This is a genomic window from Pseudomonas sp. GL_090 (assembly GCF_057837765.1).
This window is the reverse complement of the sequence record NZ_CM174452.1, coordinates 5250379-5262609: the sequence shown is the minus strand read 5'-3', so window position 1 is coordinate 5262609 and position 12231 is coordinate 5250379. Positions and strand designations below refer to the sequence as shown.

General features: G+C 60.9%; 11 protein-coding genes. 6 read left to right on the top strand and 5 right to left on the bottom strand.

Annotated features, from left to right (window positions below; genetic code table 11):
- Positions 1 to 46 precede the first annotated feature (46 nt).
- The 5 genes from AC3ITA_RS23695 to AC3ITA_RS23675 form a co-directional block, all read right to left on the bottom strand.
- Positions 47 to 688 (bottom strand): helix-turn-helix transcriptional regulator, encoded by a 642-nt coding sequence (locus AC3ITA_RS23695; RefSeq protein WP_095943520.1) that lies wholly within the window; start codon positions 686 to 688, stop codon positions 47 to 49.
- A gap of 90 nt (positions 689 to 778) precedes the next feature.
- Positions 779 to 1906: an NAD(P)/FAD-dependent oxidoreductase gene (locus AC3ITA_RS23690; RefSeq protein WP_095943521.1), complete on the bottom strand. Its 1128-nt coding sequence runs from the start codon at positions 1904 to 1906 to the stop codon at positions 779 to 781.
- Positions 1907 to 2049: 143 nt separating this feature from the next.
- A complete protein-coding gene (locus AC3ITA_RS23685) occupies positions 2050 to 2994 on the bottom strand; it encodes an ornithine cyclodeaminase family protein (RefSeq protein WP_095943792.1) in 945 nt (314 codons plus the stop codon).
- Between the two features lie 123 nt (positions 2995 to 3117).
- Positions 3118 to 4608 carry an ATP-dependent RNA helicase RhlB gene (gene rhlB / locus AC3ITA_RS23680; protein WP_095943793.1) on the bottom strand — a complete coding sequence of 497 codons (1491 nt, stop codon included), beginning with the start codon at positions 4606 to 4608 and terminating at the stop codon, positions 3118 to 3120.
- A gap of 98 nt (positions 4609 to 4706) precedes the next feature.
- Positions 4707 to 5363, bottom strand: a complete 657-nt coding sequence (locus AC3ITA_RS23675; protein ID WP_095943794.1) for an alpha/beta hydrolase — start codon at positions 5361 to 5363, stop codon at positions 4707 to 4709.
- Positions 5364 to 5832: 469 nt separating this feature from the next.
- On the opposite strand from AC3ITA_RS23675, the gene AC3ITA_RS23670 reads away from it, so the two are divergent.
- From AC3ITA_RS23670 to AC3ITA_RS23645, 6 genes are all read left to right on the top strand, one after another.
- Entirely contained in the window at positions 5833 to 6864 is a 1032-nt protein-coding gene (locus AC3ITA_RS23670; RefSeq protein WP_007972676.1) for an amino acid ABC transporter substrate-binding protein, read from the top strand.
- A 65-nt stretch (positions 6865 to 6929) separates the two neighbouring features.
- A complete protein-coding gene (locus tag AC3ITA_RS23665) occupies positions 6930 to 8111 on the top strand; it encodes an amino acid ABC transporter permease (RefSeq protein ID WP_095943795.1) in 1182 nt (393 codons plus the stop codon).
- 10 nt (positions 8112 to 8121) lie between these two features.
- Positions 8122 to 9219: an amino acid ABC transporter permease gene (locus AC3ITA_RS23660; protein WP_095943796.1), complete on the top strand. Its 1098-nt coding sequence runs from the start codon at positions 8122 to 8124 to the stop codon at positions 9217 to 9219.
- 28 nt (positions 9220 to 9247) lie between these two features.
- Positions 9248 to 10012, top strand: coding sequence for an amino acid ABC transporter ATP-binding protein (locus tag AC3ITA_RS23655; RefSeq protein ID WP_003178331.1), 765 nt, complete (start codon positions 9248 to 9250; stop codon positions 10010 to 10012).
- A 253-nt stretch (positions 10013 to 10265) separates the two neighbouring features.
- Positions 10266 to 10925: a FadR/GntR family transcriptional regulator gene (locus tag AC3ITA_RS23650; RefSeq protein WP_489278488.1), complete on the top strand. Its 660-nt coding sequence runs from the start codon at positions 10266 to 10268 to the stop codon at positions 10923 to 10925.
- Complete coding sequence (locus tag AC3ITA_RS23645) at positions 10915 to 12219, top strand: CynX/NimT family MFS transporter (RefSeq protein ID WP_150672402.1); 1305 nt, start codon at positions 10915 to 10917, stop codon at positions 12217 to 12219. The genes AC3ITA_RS23650 and AC3ITA_RS23645 overlap by 11 nt, the downstream gene beginning before the upstream one ends.
- Positions 12220 to 12231: the final 12 nt, after the last annotated feature.

Here is a 12231-nt window from a genome sequence, read left to right as displayed (position 1 = left end):
ATCCATGTGGGAGCCAGCCTGCTGGCGATGGGACCACGGCAAATCTTCAGCCCTTCAATTCCTTCAAATGCTTGTACACCGTCGCCCGGCCCATGTTCAGCACATTGGCCACGTAGTTCGATGCGCTTTTGCCCTTGAACGCGCCTTCGGCGTGCAACGCCAGCACCAGTTCACGCTTGTGGTCGCGAGTCAGCAGATTCAGGCTCAGTTGGCGCTCGCGCAGCCAGGCGTGGAGGAAGGTGTTGATCCGCTCCTGCCAGTCATCGCGGAACAGTGCATCCGGTTGCGGGATCAGCTTGGTCGGCGACAGGAACAGGTCCAGGGCGGCCTTGGCATTTTCGAACAACGAAATATTCAGGTTGATGCACAGCACCGCCAGCGGGTGACCTTCGCTGTCCCGTAGCACCGTGCTGAGGCTGCGAATCTTCTGACCATCCCAGTTGAGCTTTTCGTACGGCCCGATGTTTCGTTCGCTGACATCGTCGCTGAGCATGTCTTCCAGCGCCGAGTCGTCGCCGATTTCCCGCTTGGACAGGTTGTTGGCGATGTAGTCGACCTTTTGCGTGCGCAGGTCGTGCAGCACCACTTCGGCGTGGGGAAAGAACAGCGTGGCGATGGCATCGGCGATCGCCCGGAAGTTATCCAGCGACGTGGTGTTCGGGGCCGAGTCTTTTTCGGGGGCGTTCATACAGTGGAACTCCAGGCAGCGTCAGCGCCCCATCAAAGGGGCGCTGAAAGTGTGCCGTAATCGTGTGGGCACGTCACCTGAGGATCAGGATCAGCCGAGGCGGGCAGGGGAAAGCATTTCGGCATTCAGGCCAAAATGGCCGAGCGACTCGGGCAACGCGGCGCCGCGCACCAGTGCCGCGCTGGCCTGGCCCATGGCCGGCGAGGTCTGGATGCCATAACCGCCTTGTGCCGCGACCCAGAACAGCCCCGGTACCTGCGGATCGAAACCGGACAGCAAGTCGCCGTCGCTGACAAAGCTGCGCAGGCCGGCCCAGGTGCGGGTCGGGCGGCGAATGGTCAGGGTTGTGGCTTCTTCGATCTGGTAAATGCCCATGGCGATGTCCAGTTCTTCGGGCTGCACATCGTGGGGGTCCACCGGGTCGGCGTTGGCCGGCGAACCGAGGAACATCCCGGCGTCGGGTTTCATGTAGAAGGATTCGTCGAGGCTGACCAGCATTGGCCAATGGTGGATGTCCACGCCTTCGGGGCCGGCGAAGATGAACGCGGCACGGCGTTTGGGTTGCAGGCCCAGGGGCTTGGCGCCGGCCAGTTCGCTGATCTTGTCGGCCCAGGCGCCAGCGGCGTTGATGACGATCGGCGCGCTGAAGGTCTGGCTGTTGGTCTGAACCTGCCATACACCTTTGTCGTCGCGACTCAGGTTCACGACTTCGCTGTCGGTATGCACTTCGCCCTGGTTGCGGCGGATGCCGCGCAAATAGCCCTGGTGCAGGGCATCGGTGTCGATGTCGCTGGCGGTCGGGTCGTAGATGGCGCCGTGGACCTTTTCCCGGCGCAGGACCGGCACCAACGCGCAGGCCGCGTCGGCGTCGAGCAATTGCATTTCCGGCACCGTGGTTTTTGCGCTCTGGTACTGCCTGTTCAGTTCGTCCGGGTCACCGGTGAAATCCACGGTTATTTCGCCGCGCGGGGTCAGCAGCGGGTGTTCGCAGAAGCCAGCGGGCGGGTTGTCGAAAAAATCGCGGCTGGCCAGGGTCAATGCCCGCACTTGCGGGGTGCCGTAGGCTGCGGTGTACAGCGCAGCCGAACGGCCGGTGGAGTGATAGGCCGGATGGGATTCGCGTTCGAGCACGATCACGCGGCCGTGCTGCGACAGCCAGAAACCCGTGGAAGCACCGGCAATCCCGCCGCCGATGATGATGAAATCTGCCTGGCTCATGAACGTCTCCTGTTGGGGCGTAATTCTCAAAACTGAAGAGATCTCCCTGTAGGAGCGAGCCTGCTCGCGATGGTGTGTCAGTCGACATCAATGTGTCAGATACACCATCGCGAGCAGGCTCGCTCCTACAGTTGATCGCGGTGTCAGGGCTGCAGGCGATAGATTGCATTGGCCAGCGCAATGTCTTCCAGGCCCAGGCCGATCGAGCGGAAGAATACGTGTCGGTCATAGTCCGGACGCTGTACTTTTTCACTGATCAGGTCGGGCAGGTCGCCGACAATCGTGCTCTTGTCCCAGCCGTGCCGTTCGGCGGCGATCAGCATTTCACCGGCCGAGCCCGGGGTGGTCAGGCGATAGTCGCAGAACACCTGCATGTCGTTGAGGCTCTGCGGCGGCACTTCGTGGGCGCGCGGCGCGTTGGTGCTGATGGAGGTGATCAGTGCCGGTTTGCGTAAGTGAGACGGGTCGATCACCGGGCCGGGGGACGAGGTGCAGAGCATGATCACGTCGGCGTCCTCAACGGCGGCTTCGCGACTGTCGAGGATGTTCAGGCGTGGCTCGATGTTTTTCAGCAGACCGGCGGTGTCAGGATCGTCGCTCAGGTTCGGCGCGTACAGGTTGATGCTCTGCCAGTCACGCAGGCCTTTCACGTAGTGCAGGTGCGCCTGGGCCACTTTGCCACTGCCGATGATGGCCAGGCGATTGGCTGTGAGCGGCGCGAGGGCGTCGACCGCTACGGCGGTGGTCGCGGCGGTGCGTGCGGTGGTCAGTTCACCGGCGTCGCACAGCAACAGCGGCTGACCGGTCTGCGTCGACATCAGCAGAGTCCACGCGGTCACCAATGGTCCCTGATCACGGACGATGTACGGCGAAGTCTTGATTCCGTACACGCCGTCTTCGGCCAGCACACCCAAGTAGTTGATGAAGTCGCCGGCACCCTGTGGGAACTCCACCAGTTGCTGCGCCGGTTGCACTGCTTGCCCGGTCGCCAGGTCACGGAACATTTTGCGCAGGATCTGCGGTACGTCGACCTGCGCCAGCAACTCGCGAGCCTGATTCTGGTTGATCACTTGGGGCGTACTGGACATGGTCGGCTCCGGAATTGAAAGTAAACTAATTTGTCCATTATGGACTTTTAGTTATCGCTAGCAATATCCAAAGCAAAAAAAAGCGCAGTCCGTTTCCGGCTGCGCTTGTCTTTTCAGCGTCGCTTAATGAGGACGCTTGCGTTCAACGGCCCGCAACAGATGCGTCGGTGGCGTTTCACAGCTGATCTTGCGCCCCAGCTTTTCCTCGATGGACGGTAGCTGGTAGGAGTCGTCTTCACCGGCAAAGCTGATGGACACACCGTCGGCACCGGCGCGGCCAGTGCGACCGATGCGGTGCACGTAGTCGTCCGGCACTTCCGGCAGGGTGAAGTTGATCACGTGGCTGATGCCGTCGATGTGGATGCCGCGACCGGCCACGTCGGTGGCGACCAGTACGCGGATCTTGCCTTCGCGGAAGCCTTCGAGGGTCTTGATGCGCTTGTGCTGCGGCACGTCGCCGGACAGTTGCGCGGCGTTGATACCGTCACGCACCAGGCGTTCTTCGATGCGCCGCACTTCATCCTTGCGGTTGGCGAACACGATGACCCGCTCCCAACCATTGTCGTTGACCAGGTTGTAGAGCAGTTTGTACTTGTCGGCAGCGGCCACCGCGTAGATGTGCTGCTCGACGTTTTCGTTGGCCACGTTCTGTGACTCGATCTCGACGATCGACGGGTCGGTGGTCCATTGCTTGGCCAGGTTCATCACGTCTTCGGTAAAGGTCGCGGAGAACAGCAGCGTCTGACGCTCGGACTTCGGCGGCGTCTGGCGAATGATCTGGCGCACTTGCGGGATGAAGCCCATGTCGAGCATGCGGTCGGCTTCGTCCAGCACCATCACTTCGACCATGTCCAGATGCACGTCGCCGCGCTGGTTGAAGTCCAGCAGGCGGCCCGGCGTGGCCACGAGGATGTCGCAGTGGCGGGCTTCGAGGTGCTTGAGCTGCTTGTCGAAGTCCATGCCACCGACGAACGTCATGACGTTGAGGCCGGTGTATTTGGTCAGGTCGGCGGCGTCCTTGGCGATCTGCACCACCAGTTCGCGGGTCGGCGCGATGATCAGTGCCCGTGGCTCACCCATGTAGCGCTCTTTCGGCGGCGGGGTTTGCAGCAACTGGGTGATGATCGAGACCAGGAACGCGGCGGTCTTGCCGGTACCGGTCTGGGCGCGGCCGATGGCGTCTTTGCCCGCGAGGGTGAAGCCCAGCACCTGGGCCTGGATCGGTGTGCAATACGGGAAGCCCAGATCCTGGATGGCGTGCATCAGTTCCGGGGCGAGTTTGAAATCGTGGAAGCGGGTCTTGCCTTCCTGGGGCTCGACGACGAAGTCTTCGAGTTTCCATGGGATGACCGGGGCCTTGGGCTTGGGTTCGCGGCGCGGTCTGGCGGGTTTCGGCGTTTCGCCGAGCGGCTGCTCCGTGGCTGTTGTCGCCGCCGGCTGGTCAGCTATTGCGGTCATCGGCTCATGCTTGGGTGCCGCCGTGGCGGTGGCTCGTTCAGACTGAATACCGTCGGTGCGGTGGCCGGGAGCGTGAGACGCAGGGCTGGGAACTGGCGCGAGTTGCTCAGTCTCGCTTTTACCGAACATTTTCTTGAGTGCTTTGAGCACGGTCATCTCATCAATTGATTAAGGAATGTACGCCGGCCAGTGTAATGCAAGAATCGGGCGCGGCGTAGTGGGATGGATCAAAGGGCGCTTTTAAACAGAAATGCTTAACGCAAGCGCTCGGCGAGCCAGACGCCGATGTCGCGAATTTCTTCGGGTAACACTTCGTGACCCATTGGGTACTCCTGCCATGTCACGGTGACACCACGTAGCTTCAAATGTTCGTAGGCGCTGCGCCCCATCGAGTTTTGCACCACATCGTCGTACTGGCCGTGCATCGACAGCACCGGAATCCGCTGCTGGCTGGCGGACAGTTGCAGTTCGTCGCTGAAGGTCGGTGCATAAGTAGAAAGGGCAACGACACCACCCAACGGGCCCTGCCATTTCAGAAACGCGGTGTGGAAAACCACGGCGCCGCCCTGGGAAAAACCTGCCAGGAAAATCCGCGAGGCGTCTATTCCGCTGGCTCGCTGCACTTCGATCAATTCAATGACGCGATTCGCCGACTCTTCCAGTTGCTCGCGGTTGATCGCGCGCGCCGGGCTCATGGCCAGGATGTCGTACCAGCTCGGCATCTCGTAGCCGCCGTTGATAGTGACAGGACGATGAGGTGCCTGGGGGAGAACGAAGCGGGTACTCAGCAAGGTTTCCTGCAGCGCTTCGGCCACCGGAAGGAAGTCGTAGCGATCGGCGCCCAGGCCGTGCAGCCATATAACGCAGGCGTCTGCGGTCTTCACGGGCTGAAGAATCAAGGGCTCGGTCATATCTGCTCCAATGTTGTGCGTGCGCGCACATATAAGTGCGTGATCAAAGTGCGCGTCAGGTTGATCCGTTAAGAAAGTGTCGCAAGCGTACAAGTTTTGCTATTGACCTGCAGCCGAACAGCTTCGGCGAGCGGTGTGGTACGGGCTTTGCTATGGAGAAACGGTGCAACACATCTCGCGCCCGGCGGTAACACTATCAGTGTACTGCCGACTGTGGGATAGCAATGAATCCGGTGATGGATGTTCGCCAAGGGCCGCTACGGGGCTTCGCGAACGTGAAAGGGCTACAGCCCCGTTCGGCCGACTGGTGAGAGCGAGTTTTCCATGACTTGGATTTTCTCCTACTAGACTCATAGCTAATGTCTTACGTCGGTTGACCCCAAAAAAAGCCAACACGGGTCGACTACGCCTCAAAAGGGTGCGACAGGACTCACGCTCCGACACAACAAGAGCAAAACTGGAGGTTTGAATGAAGATGTTGAAATCCACCCTGGCGATCGTGACTGCAGCCGCGGTACTCGGTGTCAGCGGGTTTGCCCAGGCGGGCGCAACCCTGGATGCAGTGATGAAGAAAGGTTTCGTGCAGTGTGGCGTCAGCGATGGCTTGCCAGGCTTCTCGGTTCCGGATTCCACCGGCAAGATCGTAGGTATCGATGCTGACTACTGCCGTGCAGTAGCGGCGGCTGTCTTCGGCGACGCGACCAAGGTCAAGTTCAGCCAGTTGAACGCCAAGGAGCGCTTCACCGCGCTGCAATCCGGCGAAATCGACATCCTGTCGCGCAACACCACCATGACCAGCTCCCGTGACGCGGGCATGGGCCTGAAATTCCCGGGCTTCATTACCTACTACGACGGCATCGGCTTCCTGGTAAACAACAAGCTGGGCGTCAAGAGCGCCAAGGAACTGGACGGTGCAACCATCTGCATCCAGGCCGGTACCACCACCGAACTGAACGTTTCCGACTACTTCCGCGGCAACGGCCTGAAATACACCCCGATCACCTTCGACACCTCCGACGAAAGCGCCAAGTCGCTGGAATCCGGTCGTTGCGACGTACTGACCTCCGACAAATCCCAGCTGTTCGCCCAGCGCAGCAAGCTGGCTTCGCCGAAGGATTACGTGGTTCTGCCGGAAACCATTTCCAAGGAGCCTCTGGGCCCGGTCGTGCGTAATGGCGACGACGAGTGGCTGGCCATCGTGCGCTGGACTGGCTACGCCATGCTCAACGCTGAAGAAGCCGGCATCACTTCGAAGAACGTCGAAGCCGAAGCCAAGGGCACCAAGAACCCTGACGTTGCCCGTCTGCTGGGTACCGACGGTGAATACGGCAAAGACCTGAAAGTGAAGAAAGACTGGGTCGTGCAGATCGTCAAGCAAGTGGGTAACTACGGCGAAGTGTTCGAGAAAAACCTCGGCAAGAGCACTCCGCTGGAAATCGACCGCGGGCTGAACGCTCTGTGGAACGCTGGCGGCATTCAATACGCACCACCAGTGCGCTGATGGTTCTATCACCCGGTGGGCCAACCACCGGGTGATGTTCTGTTCCATTATTTCCGGGGCACTTCATGCAAAATTCAATCGGCGCACCAAAGCAGAGGCTCAGCCTCAGCGATCCACGCGTGCGTGCTTGGGTATTCCAGATCATCACGATTATCGCGGTGGTCTCGCTGGGCTGGTATCTGTTCGATAACACCCAGACCAACCTGCAACACCGGGGCATTACTTCCGGTTTCGACTTTCTGGAGCGCAGTGCCGGTTTCGGCATCGCTCAACACCTGATCGACTACACCGAAGCGGACACATACGCCCGGGTGTTTGTCATCGGCCTGCTCAACACCCTGTTGGTGACCTTCATCGGCGTGATCCTGGCGACGATCCTGGGTTTCATCGTCGGTGTGGCGCGGCTGTCGAAGAACTGGATCATCGCCAAAGTGGCGACGGTGTATGTGGAAGTCTTCCGCAACATTCCGCCGCTGCTGCAGATCCTGTTCTGGTACTTCGCGGTGTTCCTGACCATGCCGGGGCCGCGCAACAGTCATAACTTCGGCGACACCTTCTTTGTCAGCAGCCGTGGCCTGAACATGCCGGCGGCGTTGATGGCGGATGGTTTCTGGCCGTTTGTGATCAGCGTTGTAGTCGCCATCGTCGCCATTGTGCTGATGAGCCGCTGGGCGACCAAGCGCTTTGAAGCCACCGGTGTGCCATTCCACAAGTTCTGGGTCGGCCTGGCGATGTTCCTGGTCATCCCTGCGCTGTGTGCGCTGGTTTTCGGCGCACCGGTGCACTGGGAAATGCCGAAGCTGCAAGGCTTCAACTTCGTCGGTGGCTGGGTGTTGATCCCGGAACTGCTGGCGCTGACCCTGGCCCTCACCGTGTACACCGCGGCGTTCATCGCCGAGATCGTGCGTTCGGGCATCAAGTCGGTCAGCCATGGCCAGACCGAGGCGGCGCATTCCCTCGGCCTGCGCAACGGTCCGACCCTGCGCAAGGTGATCATCCCGCAAGCCCTGCGCGTGATCATTCCACCGCTGACCAGCCAATACCTGAACCTGGCGAAGAACTCCTCGCTGGCGGCCGGTATCGGTTATCCGGAGATGGTCTCGCTGTTTGCCGGGACCGTGCTCAACCAGACCGGCCAGGCGATCGAGGTGATTGCCATCACCATGAGCGTGTACCTGGCGATCAGTATCAGCATTTCCCTGCTGATGAACTGGTACAACAAGCGCATTGCGCTGATCGAGCGGTAAGGAAAAGCGCATGAGTACTCATACTTTCAAACCTGACATGCCGCCACCGAACCGCAGCATCGGTGCGGTGGCGTGGATGCGCGCGAACATGTTCTCCAGCTGGCTCAACACCCTGCTGACCCTGTTCGCGTTCTACCTCATCTACCTGGTGGTACCGCCGATCCTGCAGTGGGCGATCCTTGACGCCAACTGGGTCGGCACCAGCCAGGCCGACTGCACCAAGGAGGGCGCCTGCTGGGTGTTCATCCAGCAGCGCTTCGGCCAGTTCATGTACGGCTATTATCCGCCGGTACTGCGCTGGCGCGTGGACCTGACGGTGTGGCTGGCGATTGTCGGCGTGGCGCCGTTGTTCATCTCGCGCTTTCACCACAAGGCGGTGTACGGGCTGAGCTTCCTGGTGCTGTACCCGATCATTGCCTGGTGCCTGCTGCATGGCGGCGTATTGGGGCTGGACGCCGTGGCGACCAGCCAGTGGGGCGGCCTGATGCTGACCCTGGTGATCGCTACCGTCGGTATCGCCGGCGCGTTGCCACTGGGCATCGTCCTGGCGCTGGGCCGTCGTTCGAACATGCCGGCGATTCGCGTGGTCTGCGTGACCTTCATCGAATTCTGGCGCGGCGTGCCGTTGATCACGGTGCTGTTCATGTCCTCGGTGATGCTGCCGTTGTTCCTGCCTGAAGGCATGAACTTCGACAAGCTGCTGCGGGCACTGATCGGCGTGATCCTGTTCCAGTCGGCCTACGTGGCCGAAGTGGTGCGCGGCGGTCTGCAAGCGATTCCAAAAGGTCAGTACGAAGCAGCGGCGGCGATGGGCCTGGGTTACTGGCGCAGCATGGGCCTGGTGATTCTGCCGCAAGCCCTGAAGCTGGTGATCCCCGGCATCGTCAACACCTTCATCGCGCTGTTCAAGGACACGAGCCTGGTGATCATCATCGGCCTGTTCGACCTGCTCAACAGCGTCAAGCAAGCCGCCGCCGACCCGAAATGGCTGGGCATGGCCACCGAAGGCTACGTGTTCGCCGCCCTGGTGTTCTGGATTTTCTGTTTTGGTATGTCGCGCTATTCCATGCATCTGGAACGCAAGCTCGACACTGGCCACAAGCGCTAAGTCGCTACCTAATTTAGGAAGTTTTGTGATGAGCGAAGCAATCAAACAGCCTGTGAGCCCTGAAGGCATTATTCAGATGCAGGGCGTGAACAAGTGGTACGGTCAATTTCACGTACTCAAGGACATCAACCTCAACGTCAAGCAGGGCGAGCGTATCGTGCTGTGCGGGCCGTCGGGTTCCGGCAAGTCCACCACCATCCGCTGCCTCAACCGTCTGGAAGAACACCAGCAGGGCCGCATCGTGGTCGATGGCGTGGAGCTGACCAACGACCTCAAGCAGATCGAAGCGATCCGTCGTGAAGTCGGCATGGTGTTTCAGCACTTCAACCTGTTCCCGCACCTGACCATCCTGCAGAACTGCACCCTGGCGCCGATGTGGGTACGCAAGATGCCCAAGCGCAAGGCCGAGGAAATTGCCATGCACTATCTGGAGCGCGTACGCATTCCGGAGCAGGCGCACAAGTACCCGGGGCAACTGTCCGGCGGTCAACAACAGCGTGTGGCGATCGCCCGTGCGCTGTGCATGAAGCCGAAAATCATGCTGTTCGACGAACCGACGTCGGCACTTGACCCGGAGATGGTGAAAGAGGTACTGGACACCATGATCGGCCTGGCCGAGGACGGCATGACCATGCTCTGCGTGACCCACGAAATGGGCTTCGCCCGCACCGTGGCCAACCGCGTGATCTTCATGGACAAGGGTGAAATCGTCGAACAGGCTGCGCCGAACGACTTCTTCGACAACCCGCAGAATGATCGCACCAAGCTGTTCCTGAGTCAGATCCTGCATTGATCGACCCCAGGCACTGAAATAAACCCGGACTGAGTTCCGGGTTTATTTTTGCGTGAGGAAAACCACGTCCCTGTAGGAGCGAGCCTGCTCGCGATGGACTTGAGAGCGCCGCGGGGGTAACTGAAAACCAGCGTCATCGTTCACGTCCATCGCGAGCAGGCTCGCTCCTACAGGGGGGCATGTTGCTCTCTCGGATGAAGCTGACTAACATGTCAGGTAATTCATCCTATGATTGGATGAGAGGGCGAATTCCATGTCAGAAATTTCTCCATTGGTGAAGCGATCCCTGGTCGATCAGGCTCTGGATCAGTTGCGTCTGCGCATCAATCAGGGCAACTGGACCGTGGGCCAGCGTTTGCCCACCGAGCCTGAGTTGTCCGCCGAGCTGGGCATCAGCCGCAACACCGTGCGCGAAGCCATGCGGGTGTTGGCGTTTTCCGGGTTGATCGAGATCCGGCAGGGCGACGGCAGTTACCTGCGGGCGGTGGTCGATCCGCTCGATACCTTGAAGGCGCTGTCCCGTTGTTCCCTTGAGCAGGCCCGGGAAACCCGGCACATCCTCGAAGTCGAGGCCATCGGCCTGGCAGCCATGCGCCGTACCGATGAAGACCTGGTGGCATTGCGCGAGGCCCTGGGCGTCAGCGGCAGCCACTATCACGGAGACCTCGACACCTACATCGCCTGCGACCTGGTGTTTCACCGCCGTCTGGTGGACGCCGCGCACAACCCGACCCTCAGCGAGCTGTATCGCTATTTCTCCAGCATCGTCGGCGCGCAATTGCGCCAGACCCTGAGCATCGTCCCGCGCCGTCAGGAAGTGTTCGACCTGCACATCGCGTTGCTCGATGCCGTCGAGCAACGCGACCCGGAACGGGCCAAAGCCCTGTCGAGGCAGTTGATCAATGAACCTTGAAACCGAGAAGTCCATGCACCGCAGTGAGTTATCCACAGCCTCCAAACGTTCGGCCGAGCTGGAGGAGCTGCTGATCGATGCCGAGGCCGATGACGAACAGGTCCAGCAAACCCACCCGGTTCTGCGCCGGCCCTGGCTGTTGCTGCTGGGCCTGATTCTGGTGGCGCTGAACCTGCGCCCGGCGTTGTCGAGCATGGCGCCGATGCTCAGCGAGGTCTCGAAGTCCCTTGGTTTGTCGGCGTCCGCGGCGGGATTGCTGACCACGTTGCCGGTGCTTTGCCTGGGCTTGTTTGCGCCGTTGGCACCCGTGCTGGCGCGGCGATTTGGTGCGGAGCGGGTGGTGCTGGGCATTCTTCTGACCCTGGCGGGCGGGATCATCCTGCGCAGTTCGTTCGGTGAGATCGGCCTGTTTGCCGGCAGTGTGCTGGCCGGTGCCAGCATCGGCGTGATCGGCGTGTTGCTACCGGGCATCGTCAAGCGCGATTTCCCGAAACAGGCCGGGACCATGACCGGTGTCTACACCATGGCCCTGTGCCTGGGCGCGGCGATGGCGGCGGGTGCGACCGTGCCGTTGAGCGAACACTTTGACAAGAATTGGGCGATGGGCCTCGGCTTCTGGGTGATTCCGGCATTGGCGGCCGCGCTGTTCTGGTTGCCGCAAGTCGGCCAGAAACACGGCGCGCACAACGTGGCCTACCGGGTTCGGGGATTGCTACGCGATCCACTGGCCTGGCAAGTGACCTTGTACATGGGCCTGCAATCGTCCCTGGCCTACATCGTATTCGGCTGGTTGCCGTCGATCCTGATCGGGCGCGGTCTGACCCCGACCCAGGCCGGGCTGGTGCTGTCGGGCTCGGTGATCGTGCAACTGGTCAGCTCCCTCGCCGCGCCATGGCTGGCGACACGCGGCAAGGATCAGCGCCTGGCGATTGTGATCGTGATGGCCTTGACCCTCGGCGGTTTGTTCGGCTGCCTGTATGCGCCAATCGATGGCTTGTGGGGCTGGGCGATTGTGCTGGGGTTGGGGCAGGGCGCCACGTTCAGCCTGGCCTTGACCCTGATCGTGCTGCGCTCGCGGGACTCCCACGTTGCGGCAAATCTGTCGAGCATGGCCCAGGGCTTCGGTTATACCTTGGCGTCCATGGGGCCGTTCGCGGTCGGTATCGTGCATGACTGGACCGGTGGCTGGGCAGCCGTGGGCTGGATTTTCGGTGTCATTGGCCTCGGTGCGATCATCGCCGGCCTCGGAGCCGGGCGAGCGCTGTATGTGCAGGTGGTCAGCGAGAGAACTTAAAAGCGGTCAAGC